The 17,579-nt window shown below is 71.2% G+C and carries 13 protein-coding genes and 1 pseudogene; 5 read left to right on the forward strand and 9 right to left on the reverse strand.

Annotation, left to right across the window (positions count from 1 at the left end; genetic code table 11):
- Positions 1–198: 198 nt before the first annotated feature.
- From AB5J49_RS45950 to AB5J49_RS45960, 3 genes are all read right to left on the reverse strand, one after another.
- Complete coding sequence (locus tag AB5J49_RS45950; RefSeq protein ID WP_369174807.1) at positions 199–1,017, reverse strand: chitosanase; 819 nt, start codon at positions 1,015–1,017, stop codon at positions 199–201.
- Positions 1,018–1,189: 172 nt separating this feature from the next.
- Entirely contained in the window at positions 1,190–3,967 is a 2,778-nt protein-coding gene (locus tag AB5J49_RS45955; RefSeq protein WP_369174808.1) for a SpoIIE family protein phosphatase, read from the reverse strand.
- Positions 3,968–4,129: 162 nt separating this feature from the next.
- Entirely contained in the window at positions 4,130–6,655 is a 2,526-nt protein-coding gene (locus AB5J49_RS45960; protein ID WP_369174809.1) for a SpoIIE family protein phosphatase, read from the reverse strand.
- A gap of 303 nt (positions 6,656–6,958) precedes the next feature.
- Between AB5J49_RS45960 and AB5J49_RS45965 the strand changes: the two genes are divergently transcribed.
- Positions 6,959–8,641, forward strand: a complete 1,683-nt coding sequence (locus AB5J49_RS45965) for a tetratricopeptide repeat protein (RefSeq protein WP_369174810.1) — start codon at positions 6,959–6,961, stop codon at positions 8,639–8,641.
- A gap of 155 nt (positions 8,642–8,796) precedes the next feature.
- On the opposite strand, the gene AB5J49_RS45970 is transcribed toward AB5J49_RS45965, so the two are convergent.
- The 3 genes from AB5J49_RS45970 to AB5J49_RS45980 all read right to left on the reverse strand — a co-directional run bounded on the left by AB5J49_RS45970 (position 8,797) and on the right by AB5J49_RS45980 (position 12,597).
- Positions 8,797–10,611 carry an ABC transporter ATP-binding protein gene (locus tag AB5J49_RS45970; protein ID WP_369174811.1) on the reverse strand — a complete coding sequence of 605 codons (1,815 nt, stop codon included), beginning with the start codon at positions 10,609–10,611 and terminating at the stop codon, positions 8,797–8,799.
- 585 nt (positions 10,612–11,196) lie between these two features.
- Positions 11,197–12,123: an N-acetyltransferase family protein gene (locus AB5J49_RS45975; protein WP_369174812.1), complete on the reverse strand. Its 927-nt coding sequence runs from the start codon at positions 12,121–12,123 to the stop codon at positions 11,197–11,199.
- A 99-nt stretch (positions 12,124–12,222) separates the two neighbouring features.
- On the reverse strand, positions 12,223–12,597 hold the full coding sequence (locus AB5J49_RS45980) for an SH3 domain-containing protein (protein ID WP_369174813.1): 375 nt from the start codon (positions 12,595–12,597) through the stop codon (positions 12,223–12,225).
- A 224-nt stretch (positions 12,598–12,821) separates the two neighbouring features.
- Between AB5J49_RS45980 and AB5J49_RS45985 the strand changes: the two genes are divergently transcribed.
- Positions 12,822–13,271 (forward strand): hypothetical protein, encoded by a 450-nt coding sequence (locus AB5J49_RS45985; protein ID WP_369174814.1) that lies wholly within the window; start codon positions 12,822–12,824, stop codon positions 13,269–13,271.
- A gap of 53 nt (positions 13,272–13,324) precedes the next feature.
- Entirely contained in the window at positions 13,325–14,143 is an 819-nt protein-coding gene (locus AB5J49_RS45990; RefSeq protein ID WP_369174815.1) for a DUF817 domain-containing protein, read from the forward strand.
- Here the strand turns inward: AB5J49_RS45990 and AB5J49_RS45995 are convergent.
- The 3 genes from AB5J49_RS45995 to AB5J49_RS46005 form a co-directional block, all read right to left on the reverse strand.
- On the reverse strand, positions 14,138–14,554 hold the full coding sequence (locus AB5J49_RS45995) for an NUDIX hydrolase (RefSeq protein WP_369174816.1): 417 nt from the start codon (positions 14,552–14,554) through the stop codon (positions 14,138–14,140). The genes AB5J49_RS45990 and AB5J49_RS45995 overlap by 6 nt on opposite strands.
- Positions 14,555–14,863: 309 nt before the next feature.
- The gene (locus AB5J49_RS46000) at positions 14,864–15,193 is read right to left on the reverse strand and encodes an antibiotic biosynthesis monooxygenase (protein ID WP_369174817.1); all 330 of its coding nucleotides are present in this window, start codon (positions 15,191–15,193) and stop codon (positions 14,864–14,866) included.
- 150 nt (positions 15,194–15,343) lie between these two features.
- Entirely contained in the window at positions 15,344–16,504 is a 1,161-nt protein-coding gene (locus tag AB5J49_RS46005) for a S1 family peptidase (protein WP_369174818.1), read from the reverse strand.
- Positions 16,505–16,756: 252 nt separating this feature from the next.
- On the opposite strand from AB5J49_RS46005, the pseudogene AB5J49_RS46010 reads away from it, so the two are divergent.
- Positions 16,757–17,388 (forward strand): annotated as a pseudogene (locus AB5J49_RS46010) (bifunctional 4-hydroxy-2-oxoglutarate aldolase/2-dehydro-3-deoxy-phosphogluconate aldolase).
- On the forward strand, positions 17,385–17,573 hold the full coding sequence (locus AB5J49_RS46015) for a hypothetical protein (protein ID WP_369174819.1): 189 nt from the start codon (positions 17,385–17,387) through the stop codon (positions 17,571–17,573). The pseudogene AB5J49_RS46010 and the gene AB5J49_RS46015 overlap by 4 nt, the downstream one beginning before the upstream one ends.
- Positions 17,574–17,579 lie beyond the last annotated feature (6 nt).

The raw sequence follows: 17,579 nt of genomic DNA on the forward strand, positions 1-17,579 counted from the left end.
GTCCCTTCGAGTGGCGACAAACGATCTCGTCGGGAAGCCTAAACTAAGGCAAGCCTAAGCCGGTATACGGGTCCGGTCTATGAGCTCATAAAGCGACCTTATGAGGTGTCCGGGCCGCGCCGGACACTCTCTCATGCCGGGCTGGGGGCGCGTTGGGCGAGGTCCGGCGCCCCGTTCGGCCGGGGCGCCGGGTACTGCTCAGCCGATGTGGTAACTGTCCCCGTACACCTTCCAGTCGAGCGGTGGATCGAGGTCGAGGTTGCCCTTGCGCAGGAACACCCGCTGGGCGGTGTCGACCCGGCTCGTGTCGCTGTGGGCCTCCTCCTGCTTCATGGCCCACACCCGCGCGTCCAGGAAGGCGTCGAGGTAGGTGACTTCGTCGCCGCCCTGGGCCGGCGGCCGGGTCCGGTTCAGGGCGCGCCTGCGGATGTTGCGGAAGCTGGTGGGGTCGTCGCCGTCGCCGTGCATGACGATGGCGTCGTAGTACGCGAACTGGCCGAGCGCCCGCAGGCCGTCGGTCCTGCCCTGCCGTACGGCCGGGTTGAAGTACACCCGGTCGCGTTCGTCGTTCTGTGCCTGCCGGAACGCCTGGTCCTGTGCGGCGCGGGCCCAGTCGCGGGGGAAGTTCGGGTCGAGCCCTTCGTGCGAGTCGGTGCCGTTCACCCGGCGCAGCGCCGGCAGGTACCTGGCGAGAACGTTGCCGGGGCGGCGGTCGGCGTACAGCTCGACGAGGTCGAGCATGTCGCCCGTGCCGGAGCAGAAGCCGATGATGCCGGCGGTGTAGCCGCGGCCGTCGCCGATGTCCTCGATGTACCTGTACTGCGCCTTCCAGTCGAGCGAGGAGTTCTCCGCGCTCGACACCAGCTGCATGGCGATCTCCTTCTTCGCCGGGTCGTCGAGTCCCGCGGCGGCGCAGAGTGCGGCGGCGCGTCGAGGAGTGAGGAGCGGGGCTGACGCCAAGGACGCGCCGATGAGAGCGAGCAGGGTGCGGCGCGACGTGTGCGTGGGGTGTTTCACGGCGGCTCCAAGTTCTGGTGGGGGGTGGGGAGTTGGCCGTAACCACTGATAGGAAAGTTTCCTACCAGAGGCGGATCGCGAGTGGTACCCGTCGCGTCAAAGGTTCGTACCTATGTACAACGGCCGTGTACGAACGGCCGTTGCGCAAACGGGCGGGCACAAAAGGCGCCCGCTACGGCAGCGGCTGCTCCGCCCAGATCACCTTGCCGGTGGGCGGGTACCGCGTACCCCATCGCTCGGCGAGCTGCGCCACGAGGAACAGGCCGCGCCCGCCCTCGTCCGTCATGGCCGCGTAGCGCAGATGCGGCGAGGTGCTGCTGGCGTCGAAGACCTCGCAGATCAGAGTGCGGTCGCGCAGCATGCGCACGCTGATCGGGTCACCGCCGTACCGGATCGCGTTGGTGACCAGCTCGCTCAGGATCAGCTCGGTGGTGAAGGACAGGTCCTCCAGTCCCCACCTCTCCAGCGTCCGCGTCACATCGGAGCGCACCTGGGCGACGGCCGCCGGATCGGACGGGACCTGCCACTCGGCGACCAGGTCGGTGCCGAGCGCCCGCGTCCGCGCCACGAGCAGCGCGATGTCGTCGCTCGGCCGCTCGGGCAGCCGGCCCTCCAGTACGGACTGGCAGGTCTCCTCCGGCGACCGGCCGGCCCGGGCCAGCGCGGCCCGCAGCAGCTCCAGTCCCTCGTCGATGTCCCGCTCCCGGTCCTCCACGAGCCCGTCCGTGTAGAGCACGAGCCGGCTGTCCTGCGCCAGCTCCAGCTCGGCCGTCTCGAACGGCAGCCCGCCCAGGCCCAGTGGGGGACCGGCGGGCACGTCGGGGAACTCGACGGTGCCGTCCGGCCGGATCAGGGCCGGCGGTGGATGTCCGGCGCGGGCGATGGTGCACCGCCGGGAGACCGGGTCGTAGATCGCGTACAGACAGGTCGCGCCGGCCACCGGAGCGCTCTCGCCCTCCTCCGCCTCGTCCTGGTCGATACGGGCGACCAGCTCGTCGAGGAGTGCGAGCAGCTCGTCGGGCGGCAGGTCCAGGGCGGAGAAGTTGTGCACGGCCGTACGCAGCCGTCCCATCGTGGCCGCCGCGTGCAGCCCGTGGCCGACGACGTCCCCCACCACCAGCGCCACCCGGGCACCGGACAGCGGCAGCACGTCGAACCAGTCGCCGCCCACCCCGGCCTGCGCCGGCAGATACCGGTAGGCGATGTCCAGCGCGTTCTGCTCGGGCAGCCGGCGGGGCAGCAGGCTGCGCTGCAGGGTCACCGCCATGCTGTGCTCGCGCGTGTACCGGCGGGCGTTGTCGATGGACACCGCCGCCCGCGCGACCAGCTCCTCGGCGAGTGCGACCTCGTCGGCGTCGAACGGCTCGCCCTTCTGCGACCGCCAGAAACTGACCACGCCCAGCACCAGGGAGCCCGCCCTGAGCGGTACTGCGATCAGTGAGTGGATGCCGAAGTCCATGACCTGCGCCGACCGCTCCAGATCCTGGGCGCGCCAGCCCAGCGCCTTCTGCAGCCGCGGCTCGACGACGGCCTGCCCGTCAGTGAGCGCACGGGCCTGCGGCGAGGAGTCGACGAACCGGAGGTGCTCGCCCACCGGGTGCAGCGGGGCGTCCTTGCGTATCCCGCTGGACGCCGTACGCCTGAGCCGGGTCACCGCCTCCGGCTGCCCGCCGGCCAGCACCGCGTCGAACAGGTCGACGGTGGCGTAGTCCGCGAACCGGGGCACCGCGAGCTCCGCCAGCTCCTCGGCGGTACGGGTGACGTCCAGACTGGTGCCGATGCCGACACCGGCGTCGTACAGCATGTTCAGGCGCTCGCGGGCCTCCTCGGCCCGGCCGGACAGGGCCCGCAGCTCCGTCGAGTCGCGGAGCGTGGCGACGCTGCCGGAGGGCCGGCCCCTGAGGTGGGTGGGGCGCTGGTTGACGGCGAGCAGCCGGTCCTTGACCAGGTGCACCTCGTCCGTGGCCATCCGGCCCGAGTCCAGCAGTTCGGCGGTGTCGGCGGCGAGACCGAGGTCGATCACCCGGCGTCCCTCGGCGTCCTCGGGCAGGTCGAGCAGGCGGTGCGCCTCGTCGTTGGCGAGCAGCAGCCGCCCCTCGTCGCCGACGATGATCACGCCCTCCCGGACAGCGTGCAGGACGGCGTCGTGGTGCTCGTACATCCGGGTCATCTCGTCCGGCCCGAGACCGTGCGTCTGCCGCAGCAACCGCTTGCTGACCAGTGCCGTGCCCGCCGTGGACAGGGCGAGGGCGACCGCCGCTGCGGTGAGGACCAGCGGCAGCTGCCGGTCCGCGGTGCCGCCCACGGTCTTCGTCGTGATCCCGGCCGACACCAGGCCCACGACCTTCCCGTCGGGGTCCTTGATGGGGACGACCGCCTGCACGAGCGGGCCGATGGTCCCCGTGATGTGCTCGACCACGACCTTCCCGGCCAGCGCGGGGTCCAGGGTCCCGACGAACTTCTTCCCGATGCGGTCGGGCTTGGGGTGGGTGAAGCGGATGCCGTCGGTGTTCATGACGACGATGAAGTCCACATCGGTCGCCTCGCGCGCCGCCTCGGCCCGCGGCTGCAGAATGGCGGTGGGATCCGGACTGTCCAGCGCCTCCCGGGTGCCGGGCGCGTTCGCGAACGCCTCGGCGACCGCCACCGAACGGTTGCGTGCCTCCTGCGTGGTGTCGTAGCGCGTCTGCAGCACCAGCGCCACCACCGCGGCGACGACCAGCAGCAGCACGACCACCACTTGCAGCAGGAACACCTGCCCGGCGACGCTGCGCCCGCTCAGCGCCGACCGCACCCTGGCCAGCGGGCCCTTTCGCTGCCCGTCGGCGAGCGGATCGCGCGGGATCCCCCGTTCGGGCACCCCAAAGACGCGGTCGGGCGCACCTCTGGTGCGCCGATCGCTAGGACGACGGGCCGACCGGGCCCCGGATCGACCCGATAGTCGGACCATGTGCCCATGTCTACACTGCCGCGCCCCAGGAGGCGAGAGACGTCACGGACCGTGACAGGACCTGCTGTCTCTCTCACACGACGATCACACAAGTGAGGGTCGGCTCCGCGCAACTCCCGTCCCCACGCCAGGGTTACGCCGCCCGGCGTCCTCGGCGCGTCCTCATGTGCGGTGCGGCGGCATGGCGCGCCGCGTGGCGAGCAGCAGCGCGATGTCGTCGGGGCGGTCCGCCGTGTGCCGCGCCGTCACGGTGAGCCGGTCGGCGACGCCCCCCAGCGCGCGGCCGCCCCGGCCGACACCAGGGGCACCGGCCTTGGCCAGCGCCACCCGCAGCGCGCTGATGCCGTCGTCGATGTCGGCACCGGGCCGCTCGACCAGCCCGTCCGTGTACAACGCCAGGACGGCACCCGGCTCCATCCGCAGCTCAGCCACCGGATACTGGGCCTGCGGATCGACGCCGAGCACGACCCCGCCGGGCAGGTCGACGACATGCGTACGGCCGTCGGGACGGCGCAGCAGCGGCGGCAGGTGTCCGGCCACGGCCGCCTGGGCGACGCCGGTCGCGGGATCGAGCCGGATGTAGCAGCAGCTCGCGAACAGACCGGCGTCCAGGTCGATCAGCAGGCGGTTGGTGCCGCTCATGACCTCGTCGGGCGGCCGGTCGCCGAGGGCGAAGGCCCGCACCGCGCTGCGCAGCTGGCCCATGGTGGCCGCTGCCTGCACACCGTGCCCCTGCACATCGCCGATCACCAGGGCCAGACCGTCCCCGGCGGCGACGACGTCGTACCAGTCGCCGCCCACCTCCATGCCCTGGGTGCCCGGCAGATAGCGCCCGGCGGTCTCCACCAACGGGTGCTGCGAGAGCCGCCGGGGGAGCAGCGCCTGCTGCAGCCCACGGGCCAGCGCGGCCTCGCTCTCATAGCGCTGTGCCTTCTCCATGGCGTGCGCGATCAGCCCGGCCATGGCGGTGAGCACGGTGCGCTCCTCGGTGCTGAAGCTGCGCGGCCGGTCGAAGCCGAGGATGCATGAGCCCACCGCACGCCCGGAGGCGATCAGGGGCAGGAAGGCGCGGGCTCCCTCCGTCGCGTCCAGCGCGATGCCCGGATAGGCGTCGGCGAGCTGCTGCATCGAGTCGAAGAACAGCGGGCGGCCGGTGGTGAGCGTCTCGACGCCGGGCAGCCGCTTGTCCAGCCCCACGCCGTCGAACGGGGCGAGGAATCCCTTGGGGAACCCCGTCTCCCAGGCCAGGTAGAGATGCCGCTCCTGTAGCAGGTAGATGGCCAGCCGGCGGCCGCCGAACGCGGGCAGCAGCTCCCGCATCACCACCGCGGACACCTGACGGGCGGTGACCGCTTCCGTCAGCGCGATGGCGAGGACGATGGGCCGGTACAGGGGCGAGAGCGAAGGCGCCCCGACCGTCTCCGGCGAGCCCGGCGCGTCCGGGAGGCCGGCCGGACCGGCCGCCATGCGGTGCCCCGGCCGGAGCGTGCACGTGAGCAGGTCCCGGCCGGGATAGACGGACATGGCGAGCAAGTCGCCCTCGACGGACGGGCCAGTGGACTCACGCCCCTGGGCGGAAGGTCTGCGGACATGAAAATGCACCGGGTCCGGGGACAGCAGGGCTCCCCGCAGGTGATCCTCGACGGCGGGCTGGTTCAGCCACGGCACGCCCTCCCACAGGGTGCGGCCCAGCAACTCGGTGCGCGGCCGGCGCAGCAGCCGCGCCGCATGCGGATTGGCGTAGACGACCGTGCCCACCCGGTCCAGGCAGAACACACCTTCCGGCAGCAGATCGGCCGCCGCGTCCGCCACCGCGCCCGGCCCCGGTTCGAGGACGACGCCCCGTACCGTCGCCGCACCGAACGGGGCCGAGTCGTCGTGCGGCCCCCAGACCTCGACCAGCCGCAGCGCACCGTCCGGCGCGCGTACGTACAGTGGCAGGGCCGGCGTCCGGCCACCCGCCGCCTCCCGCAGCGCCGCCAGAATGCGTTCCGCATCCCCCGGCGCCAAGGCCTGCGCGAACGTCTCCGCGGTGCCGTCGGCCTTCCCCGAGGCAGCGTCCAGTACGACGTTCAGCCGCTCGTCCGCCGTCATGACACCCGCCACCGGATCCCACGCGAACCGGCCGACGCGCCCCGTCGGCGGACGTCCGGCCGGCGGCCGGACACACAGGGGCCCGCCGTCCCAGGACACCGCCGACGCGTCCCCGCCCGCCAGGGCCCGCAGTGCCGACCCCAGCTCCTGAGCCACCTGCGCCATGCGCTCGCGCACGGGCAGCAGCTCCGTGGCGTCCGACGCCGAGGGCCGCAGCACGGTCAGCACCCCGTACACGGCCGACCTGCTCGCGACGGGGACGTACAGGGACCCGAACTGGAACGGCAGACCGGCCGCGAACTGCGGATAGCGGCGCATCGTCTCCGTCGCGTTCGGCAGCACCACCTCGACGCCGAGCCGATAGGAGTCCGCGACGGGGAACGGCCGGTCCACGTGCACCCGCCACCACGGCCGGAACAGCGGCCCCGGCAGCCCCTCCAGCACCGCCAGACGAAGCAGTCCGGGCGTGCCGGAGCACAGATAGACCCCGGCCGCGTAGCCACCGGCCGCGCTGACCGCCTCCGCCGAGGCATCGATCAGCAGCGCCGCCAGCCTGCCGGGCGTCCGCTCTGCGTCCTCGGCGCTCCCACTCATCGGCCCTACCTCGTCCGTACGCCATCACGCGCGCGACACAGCAAGAATGCGCCACGACGCACCCTGCCCGCACCTGGGCGGCGCGAAGCGAGGCCCTGCCGGGCGGTCGAGGACGTGGTGAGCGTGCCCGAGCAGCGGAAGGCCGCAGGGGCGTCGGCGGGGGCGTTGCGGGCGGGGGACCGGAAGTGTCCGAACCCGCAACCGGGCATCATCCCTCCCCGTTGTCGGGGCGAGACCCGAGCACGACCGACCCTGAGCGGCCGCAGTGACCCCGGCGGGCGCGGTACAGGCAGGAGACAGACGATGGAGTACTACGACCTCGGCACCTACACCCGCTCCGTGACCACGTCATCCGCTCAGGCCCAGCTCTGGTTCGACCGCGGCCTGAAGTGGACGTACGCCTTCCACCACGAGGAGGCCGTCGCCTGCTTCGAGGCCGCAGCCGCGGCCGACCCCGACTGCGCCATGGCCCACTGGGGCATCGCGTACGCGCTCGGCCCGAACTACAACAAACCCTGGGAGTTCTTCGACGACCAGGACCTGGCCCGCACCGTCGACCGCACCCATGCCGCCGTGGAGCTGGCCCATGCGAAAGCGGACACCGCCACCCCCGTCGAACAGGCCCTGATCGCCGCACTGCGGGCCCGCTACCCGCAGGCTGAGGCCGTGGCGGACTGCTCCGTCTGGAACGCCCCCTACGCCGACAGCATGCGCGCGGTCTACGACCTCGCCCCCGACGACCCGGACGTCGCCACCCTGTACGCCGACGCCCTGATGAACCTCACCCCCTGGCAGCTGTGGGACCTGAGAACCGGCGAACCGGCCGAGGGCGCGCGCACGCCGGAGGCCAAGGCAGCGCTTGACCGTGTCCTCGCCACCGACGCGGGACGTGACCACCCGGGCGTGGTGCACCTGTACATCCACCTGATGGAGATGTCCCCGACCCCCGAGGCAGCCCTGCTCGTGGCGGACCGGCTGCGCGGCCTGATGCCCGACGCCGGGCATCTGCTGCACATGCCCTCGCACCTGGAGGTGTTGTGCGGCGACTACCGGAGGGTGGTCTCGGACAACACCGCGGCGATCGCGGCCGACGAGAAGTACCGGTCCCGAGCCGGGGCGATGAACTTCTACACCCTGTCCCGCACGCACAACTACCACTTCAAGATCTACGGCGCGATGTTCCTCGGCCAGTCCGAGGTCGCCCTCCAGACCGTCGAGCAGCTCGAGGCCTCCATCCCCGCCGACCTCCTGCGCGTGCCCAGCCCGCCCATGGCCGACTGGCTGGAGGGCTTCCTCGCCATGCGGGTCCACGCCCTGATCCGCTTCGGCCGCTGGGACGACCTCCTGGAGCTGCCCCTGCCCGCCGACCCCGAGCTGTACTGCGTGACGACCGCGATGCACCACTACGCCCGCGGCGTCGCGTACTCCTCGACCCACCGCGTCCCGGAGGCCGAGACGGAACGCGTGCTCTTCCACGAGGCCGTCGCCCGTGTCCCCGAGACCCGCATGCTCTTCAACAACACCTGCGCCGACATCCTCGCGATCGCCTCGGCGATGCTCGACGGCGAACTGGAGTACCGCAAGGGCGACTTCGACGCCGCCTTCGCCGCCCTGGAACGCTCCATCGAACTGGACGACAACCTCCCCTACGACGAACCGTGGGGCTGGATGCAGCCCACCCGGCACGCCTACGGCGCCCTCCTCCTCGAGCAGGGACGTGTCGAGGAGGCCGAGGCGGTCTACCGGGCCGACCTCGGCCTCGACGGCACGCTCCCGCGCGCCTTGCAGCATCCCGGCAACGTCTGGTCCCTGCACGGCCTGCACGAGTGCCTGATGCGTCTGGGCAGGATGGCGGAGGCACAGATGGTGGCCCAGCAGCTGCGTCTCGCGGCCGCGATGGCGGACGTACCGATCGAGGCGTCCTGCTTCTGCCGGCTCGACACCACCGGCGCAGGCGCCGCCGAGGAGGGATGCTGCGCCGACTGAGGGAGCCGGGGGACAGGGCCCGGCGGCCGCCGCCGTCGTCCGCATCTGCTGACGAGCGAGCCGGGCAGGCGGGCAGCGAAAAGCATCCGCCGCCCGCCGCCCGCCGCCGCCCGCCGCCCGCCGCCCGCCGCTTTCCGCCCGGGCCGATCTCCGCTTCAGGGCAACTCCGCCCGCGCGGGGTTGTCGTCGAGGAAGCCGCCCGACTGGTGCTCCCAGAGCTTGGCGTAGGCGCCCTCCGCCGCGAGCAGTTCGTGGTGGGTGCCCTGCTCGACGATCCGCCCACGGTCGAGGACGACGAGTTGGTCCATGGTGGCTACCGTGCTCAGCCGGTGCGCCACCACGAGCGCCGTCCGCCCGTCCATGAGCCGCCACAGCGCCTCCTGGACGAGGATCTCGCTCTCGGAGTCCAGAGCGCTGGTCGCCTCGTCGAGCAGCAGGATCGGTGCGTCGCGCAGGATCGCCCGGGCGAGGGCGACCCGCTGGCGCTGACCGCCGGACAGCTTGATGCCACGCTCGCCCACCATCGTGTCGAAGCCGTTCGGCAGTGCGTCGGCGAACTCCGTGACGTGCGCCGTCTCGGCCGCGCGGCGGATCTCGGCATCGGTGGCGTCCGGCCGGGCGAACGCGATGTTGTCCCGCAGCGTGCGGTGGAACATCGCCGGGTCCTGCGGCACATAGGCGATCAGACTGCGCAGGTCGGCCTGGCGCAGCCGACTGATGTCCTGACCGCCGATCAGGATCCGGCCGCCGTCGATGTCCGTCATCCGCAACAGCAGCCGGGTGAGCGTGGTCTTGCCGCCACCGGACCGGCCCACGAGGCCGACCTTCGTCCCGGCGGGCACGGCCAGGTCGAGGCCCTCGAACAGCGACCGACCGCCGGCGTGGGCGAAGGTCACCCGCTCGAACCGGACGTCGGCGGCCCCGGGCGGCAGCGGCTCCGGCGCCGGCGGGTCGAGCACGGTCGGCGGCGTCAGCAGCAGCTCGGTGAACTGCGAGGCCTCCGTCATCGAGCTCTCCAGCCGGCGGTAGATCTGGTTGAACTCGAACATGATCCGCGTCGCGTTGGAGTAGTAGGTGAAGGCGACCACGACCGCCTCCACACCGTGCTCGCCCCCACCGATCGTGACCGCGAGCAGCAGGCCCAGCGCGTTGGTCAGCACCGACATCGGTGCGACCAGCGTGTCGATGCGCAGATTGCCGTAGTCCCACGACCGCAGGGTGAGTGCCCGCGACACCGCCACACGCGAGCGGTGCTCGGCGGCCTCGCGACCCTCGGCGGCGAACGCCCGCACCGTGTCCATGTTCATCAGGCTGTCGGCGACGTGGCCCGACACCCGGGCGATCGCCTCCTCACGCTCGTCGACGAGTGCCTGGCGGCGCCGGATGAGGGGCACCACACACAGCGCCGTCACCGCGATCATCGCCAACAGCCCGACGACCAGCAGCGGTTCGTAGCGCCACAGCACCACCGCCCCGAACACCAGCGGCACGAAACTGCCCACGATCTGGAAGGTCAGCGTGTCGACGAACTGCTCGAAACGGGAGGCGAAGCTCAGGACGCGCTTGGTCAGCGACCCGGCGAAGTTGTCGTGGAAGAACGCCGCGTCCTTGGCGAACAGCTCGTCCATCCCGATCACATACAGGTGCTCGATGCCCAGGGCGTCCAGGCGGTTCAGACAGTGCAGAGCGATGCGCCACAACGTCTCCGCGAGCAGGAGCACACCGACGAAGTCGAGGACGTACGGCAGCGTCGAGGCGAGTGTGACCTGCGTGTCGCCCGCGATGTCGCCGACGAGCTTGGCGACGATCAGCGGCGCGATGTAGTTGATCCCGATGTTGCCGAGCGCCGACAGCAGCATCGCCGGTGCCGTCAGCCACCGTAGCCGGGCCAATTCCCGTCCGTAGTAACGAAGCGCGAGAAGCACCGAGCGTTTGCCCGGCAGGACCCTGCGCGATTCGAGCGTACCCATCCCACCCCTGTGATGTTCTGCGGCAGCCCGCCTCGCGCGACCGAGGTCAGGGGCACCACCGCGACGATTACGTGGAGTTATGGCGTGAGTACGCAGTGTCCCGCGTCGGTGACCGCGAAGTCCAAGCGTTTTCCGGCTGGCCGGTGAGGGGCCGGCTTCGGGGGGGCCCGAGGGGCAGCTGTCCTGCGCTCGTGAGGCTGAACCGGAACCGCGACTTCCCCCTACCACAAGTAACATGATCAACTTCTCTGTCAGGTGCGCCGCGCGGTCCCTTCGGCCCCCGCCCCGCCGCCTCCACCCCCCTCCGTCGTCGAATCCGAGGACCTCGATGCCGTCTCAAGACGATGCCCTGCAGCAGACACGTAGCGACTACGAACACCACATGCAGACCTGCCGGCAGTGCTACGCCGACTCAGCGCCGTGCGCGGTCGCGAAGCACCTGCTGCGCCTGTACAACAACGCTCGACGAAGCAGCGCCCAGCAGGGCCTCGGAGCCCACTGACCGCCCAGTCCCAGCCGGCCCCGGTGTTCTTAGCACCGGGGCCCGTGCGGTCCGAAGGCCCGGACCGACGCCGTGGCCCCCGGTCACTTCAGGACCGCCTCCCAGGTGTCGACGGCGAAATGGACGGCCATTCCGTGCCGGGCGTACAGAGCGGGAGCCCCCGTGGCGTTGGCGGTGTCCACGCCGAGCCCCACCGTCTCCCGCCCGCGCGCGGCGAACGCGGCGAACGCCTGCCGCAGCAACAGGCCGCCGAGACCCAGACCGCGGGCCTCCCGCACCACGCCGATGCTCCGGATCCAGCCCATCGCCTCCCGGTCGTCGCGGGCGAGCAGGAACCCGGCGTCCTCCAGCTTGTCGGTACCGACGATCCACACCAAGGACCAGTCGAGCGCGTCGGCGTCGAGGTCTCCCAGCCACTGGTCGTAGGTACGCGGCTGGAAGTCGAAGTGCTCGGCGAAGGTCGCCTGGTACAGCGCATGGACACGCGCGCGGTCCGCCTCGTCGGCGCACGACCGCAGCCGTATGCCGGACGGCACCTCCGGCACGACGTCCGCGGCCGCGTCCAGCGACCGTTGCAGCACGTGATAGCGCCGTACGGCGTACCAGCCCCGCTCCTCGATCAGCCTCGTGTCGAGCGTGGGCTCCGTGTTGAGGTGCAGATGCACCACCGCCCTGGCCGCACCGTTCTCGCGGGCCTTGTCGAGGGCCCGGGCCTCCATCGCGTCCAGAATCAGCTCGCCGGCCCGCTGGTGGTCGGGCAGCACGTAGTGGTCGACGTCGACGCGCTCGCCCCCCGACTCGTCCCACAGCAGGCCGTACGCCACCAGCCGGTCGCCGAGGAAGACCAGCCAGGAGTCGCGCTCCAGAGCGACGTCGGTCCGCTTCAGATCGGCCTCGACGCTGTGCAGGTCGGTCTCGGGCCTGCCGATCTCAATGAGGTCGACCTCGTTGAGCAGTTCGGTGACGGCGGCCGCGTCGGTGAGGTCGGCGGGACGAAGGATGTACGACATGGGCTCAGAGTCCGGGGGAGGGCGGCGCAGCCGCAACGCATTTTCGGCGCCCGCGCGCCCGCGCGCCCTCCCCCTCCTGTCGCCGGAATCGAAGGCGGTTCAGCAGGTCGCGGAAGCGGGCAGGTCCCCGTACTCGTTGCCCTTGAGGTAGACGGCGCTCACGTAACCCTCGACGAGCTTGACCCACACGTTGTTGGTGTAGCCGTGGTCGCTGATGGTCTCGCCGCGCACCCAGCAGTACGCGCCACGCGGCTGGTTCGCCGCGACGCTGCCGACCTTGTCGTACGAACGCGCCGGTCCGGAGCGGACGTTGACCGTCTCGTACGGCACGACGACGTACGGCGCGGCCATGATGCGAGCACCGCCCCCGTCCGCGTCGGAGGCCGCGACCGCGGTCGCCGCGGTGAGCGGCCCGAGCAGAGCGAGCGCACCGGCACCGACGAGTGCGGCCCGGGCGAAGGTACGAGTGGACATGACGGGTTCCCCCTGTTCCGACGGCTGACTTTCGACTTGCCCGGCGCCTGGCCGGCGCTCGGAACTGTAGGGAAACGTGAGGTCGCAAGGACCCTGAGACTTCTCAGGTACCGCCCCTGCGGTACGGCGGCCTACGGTCCTGACGACGAGCGGCGCGAGGCCGTACCAGCGCCGGCACCGCCGCTACGACCAGGACACCACCGACCCGCGAAGAGAGGGCTCGCATGCGCCGCCGATCGCTCCAGACCCTGCTGGTCACAGGAGGCGCCGCCGTGATGACGGCGCTCACACCGTTCGCTGCCGAGGCCGCGCCGTATTCGGGCGGCAACTACGGGGCCTATGCGTACGAAGGCCAGTACCCCACCGGCTCCAGTTGTTCCGGAACGTTCCGCCAGGTCGGCCCGACCAAGACGGCCGAAGGCATGGCGCTGAAGTACTTCTACTCCGACAAGTGCGGATCCTTCGCCCGTATCGAGAACTCCCGTGCCAACTGCGCCGCCGTGCTGGAGCGCTCGAACTCCGGGGCGGGGCGCGCCGACGGCTGGGTCTCCGAGACCGTCGACTCGGGTATCAACTACGCCTACTCGAAGATCGGGAACAACCTCAACGGCCGTGTCTCGCGTGCCCTGCTGGCGTGTGACGGTCACGTTCTGGCGAACACGAACTGGTACTGACCGCCGGGGAGTGGTGGGGCAACCGAGGAAGCCGCAGGCTCGTGTTCGGGATCATGGTCACCACAAGCATCACAGGCCCCCTGGCGGCGTCGTTGCGCCACCTGCTCGACTTCGCGTGGATACAGACGCGGTCCTGTGCCTTCGCCATCGCCCTGATGGCCGGCGTGGCGGCATCCACCCTGCTGCCCGGCCTGCCCGTGGCCCGCTACGACCTGCTCGTCGTCTACGGGGTGCTGCTGACGCTGGTGTTCTGGCTGCGCGGCTGGGAGAACGGGCGGGACGTCGCCGTCATCGCCGTCTGCCACATCATCGGCCTGGCCTTCGAGATCGTGAAGGTGTCCCTCGGCTCGTGGAGCTATCCGGAACCGGCCGTACTGAAGTTCGCGGGCGTGCCGCTGTACGGAGGCTTCCTCTACGCCGCTGTCGGCAGCTACGTCTGCCGTGCCTGGCGCCTCTTCGACCTGGAGCTGGTCCGGTACCGCCCACGCTCGACGGCCGTCGTCGCCGCGGCCGTCTACGTCAACTTCTTCAGTCACCACTGGCTTCCCGACGTCCGCTGGCTCCTGGCCGCACTGCTCCTGGCCGTCACCGCGGGCACCTCGGTGCGCTACACCGTGCGCGGTGCACGCCGACGAATGCCGCTCGCGCTGTCGTTCGTCCTGATCGGCTTCTTCCTCTGGGGCGCCGAGAACCTCGCCACCTACCTGGGCGCATGGCGCTACCCGTACCAACTCGACGGCTGGCAGCCCGTGGGAGTGGAGAAGTTCGGCGCCTGGTCCCTGCTGATCAGCGTGACCTTCGTCCTGGCGGCCATGGTCGCCAGGACGCACCACCCCAAGCCCGAGAGCACCGGCACACCGCCGAGATCATGAAGCCCGGGCCTGCACCAGCTTGCGGGTGAAGCGGTGCATGTGGGGGTCCATCGAGTCGAGCGTGTCGGCGAGCACCTGATCGGGAGTCAGCCATCGGATCGCCGTGAACTCCTCCTCGTCGTAGGAGGTGAGGGTTCCTGCGTCCGCGCTGATGACGTACCAGAGCGAGACGTCCGTGTGTTCCCCCTGTCCCCGGGTCCGGGTGACGGTGAGGAACAGGGGTCGCTCGCCCGTGATGTCCGAAGCGACCGCCGGGATGTTCAGCTCCTCCCGACACTCGCGCACCACCGCGGCCCACGGGTCCTCACCCTGCTCCACATGCCCGCCCGGTGGCAGCCACAGGCCGGCTTTGCGGTGCGCGACGAGCAGCAGTTCCCCGCGCTTGTCGTCCAGAACGACGAAGTAGCTCACGAGGTGAGTCTTCGGGACGTCAGGCTTACGGATCCGGTACACCGGTGCGCCGCCGGCCAGCCACTCGCCCGCAGTGCGCAAGTGGGTCCGCTCCAGGTCATCCCAAGGTTCGATGCCCTCGACCAGTTTCACCAGCCGGGCTCGAAGACGTCCATCAGGGGAATCGGGGAGACCGTGAGAGGACGACATCCCCGCATTCTGGCATCGGGCCGTGACAACTCGCCCTCGCGGGAGCGGACACCAGCCGCTGAGCCCTGGTGCGCGATCGGGGAAGAATGCCGGCGGGGGTGTCGCCCCCGCCGGTGATCGCTACTCGCCCTTCGGCCCCGCCTGCTGCACGACCTCGAAGGACCACAGCGTGGACCCGCTGGCCGCCGGCTTGGGGCGTTCGCCGCCTTCCGCGCCGCCGCCCTGGTGGGCCGACTTCATGGGGCCCTCCATCCAGGCCTGGAAGGACTCCTCGTCACGCCAGCGCGTGTACACGAGGTAGGTGTCGGTGCCTTCGACCGGCCGCAGGAGTTCGAACCACTCGAACCCGTCGGAGTTCTCCACGGCATGCGCACGGGAGGCGAAGCGCTTCTCCAGCGTCTCGCGCTGCTCGGCGGGGACGGTCAGTACGTTGATCTTGACTACGCTCATGGTGTTCATCCTGCCGCACGGTCACCGCCGGACGCGCAGCGGCTCGTGCGTCACAGGCATGGCTCACCCGGCGGCGCTCGCGCCCTTGTGCACGGTTCGAGAGGAGCGGTCCGGTCGGCCACCGCCAGGACCGCCCCTCCCGCCCGTGAATCAGGCCGTGTGCAGAGTCAACCCGTAGCGGCCGAGGATCTCGTTGACGGGCTGGAACCAGGTCTCCCCGCCCCCGGAGCAGTTGCCCCAGCCGCCTGAGGTGACCCCTTGGGCCTGGTCACCGCTGATGAAGGAGCCTCCGGAGTCGCCGGGTTCGGCGCAGACGCTGGTCTTCGTCATCTGGTGCACCGCTCCCTGGCTGTAGTTGACCGTCTCGTTCTTGGCCAGCACGGTGCCGCAGTGCCAGTGCGTCGTGGAGCCGGACCGGCATATGGAGGTGCCCACGGGTGCCTCGGCCGAGCCGCGTACGAGGCGGTCGGGCACCGTGCCCCAGCCGAGGACCACCGGCACGGTCCACCAGCCGCTGCCGACGCTCACCCAGGCGTAGTCGTTGTCCGGGAACGAGGAGCCCTGGAACGTTCCGACGTAGGTGCCGTCCCAGCCCCTGACACCGGCTCCCTGGCCACCGCAGTGCCCTGCGGTGATGAATCCGCCATGCACCGAGAAGCCTATGGAGCAGCGGACGTTGCCTGTGTAGTAGGGGTCGCCGCCGACTGTTCCCGCCGCGAAGGTGCGCGGGGCGGCGGCGACCGTCTCGACCGTGACGCGTCCGGTCGCCAGGGCGCGGGAGACGAATCGCCGGACATCGTTGTCGGCCCGCCTGTCGCGGACGACGTTCACAACGACCGTGTTGGCCATCGGATCGACGTGCCAACTGCTCACGCCCGGCGGGGCGGGGAGCCGGTCGATGCGCGCCTTGGCCGCGTCGAGTTCTCCGGCGCTGTGCGCGACGGTGCGAACGGTCGCGCCGGAAGCCCGGATCTCCCGCACGGTCGCGGGCGCCGCGTCCGACGTGACGGCCACGGTGAGCCGCTCGCTCTCCGCGTCGAACCACGAGCCGCCGTAAGCGGATCCGGCTGTTTTGCGCGCCTTCGGCGTCAGGTCCATGGCGGTGCGTTCCGCCGCCAGCCGGGCCTTGGCTCGCGGTTCGGACAGACCGAGGTCCCGCTGCATCGCCTGCAGCAGTCCGGCGGAGGCGGGTTCGGTATCGGTCACCGTGGGGGAGCCGGTCGCTGCGGCCGAGGTGGTTCCGCCTGCGGTCCAGCTGCCGAGGACGAGCAGTACGGCGAGGCCGGCGTACTTGAGTTGGATGCGTCTCAAGGGAGTTGCCCTTCGTCGTTCCAATGAAGTGGGGTGGAACAACCGCAATCTGAGAGCGCTCTCATTCAGGGTCGGGCAGAGCTTAGCCAGGGTGCCGTGTCAGGTCCATACCAATTCGGCGGCTGAATGGCGGTCCGCCGGCGGCTCACACTCGTAGCGGCCGGCCACCACCCCTTGAGCCCCGGGCGGAATCGCTGCGTGTGGACCCCCGCTTGACCCCCGCCAGACCACCGCATAGAAGGAGCACCGTCCGTGGACCTGGCAGCCACGCTGGCCACTCACCGTCTGGTCGCGATCGTGCGGGGCGACGACCCCGACGCCGCGCTGCGCACTGTGCTGGCCCTGGCCGAGGAGGGCGTCGAACTGGTCGAGGTGTCACTCGCCGGTCCCGACGCCCTCTCCGTCATCGAACGCGCCCGCCAGGCCCTCGGTCCGGACCGGTCACTCGGCGCCGGCACGGTACTGACCGCCGAGGACGCACACGCCGCGCACGGCGCCGGAGCCGACTTCGCCGTCACACCGGGACTGGGCGACGGCGTCCGTACGGCGCAGGAGCTGGGCATGCCGGTCCTGCCGGCGTGCTGACCCCGACCGAGATCATCGCCGCCCGCGCCCTGGGCGTGGCCGCGCTGAAGGTCTTCCCGATCGCCCAGGCCGGAGGAGCGGCCTATCTGAAGGCCCTGCGCGGCCCGTTCCCCGACGCACCGTTCGTCCCGGTGGGCGGAATCGACGAGGCCGCCGCCCGCGCCTGCCTCGGGGCGGGTGCGACCGCGGTCGGCGTCGGCTCCCCGCTCGTCGGCGACGCCACCGACGGCGGCAGCATCGCCGCCCTCAGGGAGCGCGCCCGCGCATTCCTCGCCGTCGTACGAGAGGCAACGCGGTGACCGCAGTGCACCTCGCCACCACCCACGTCGGCCTGGCCGTACCGGTCCGCGATGACGGGGCCCTGGCCACGGCTCGTGTGGACGTGCCCGGCACGCCGACGCCCGCCCGCCGACTCGACACCGCCCGGCATCCAGCGACCGCCGGGGATCCGGCAAGTCCGACGGCCACGGGGGAACCGGCATGAACGCCG

The sequence above is a fragment of the Streptomyces sp. R28 genome (assembly GCF_041052385.1).
Classification (GTDB): Bacteria; Actinomycetota; Actinomycetes; order Streptomycetales; family Streptomycetaceae; genus Streptomyces.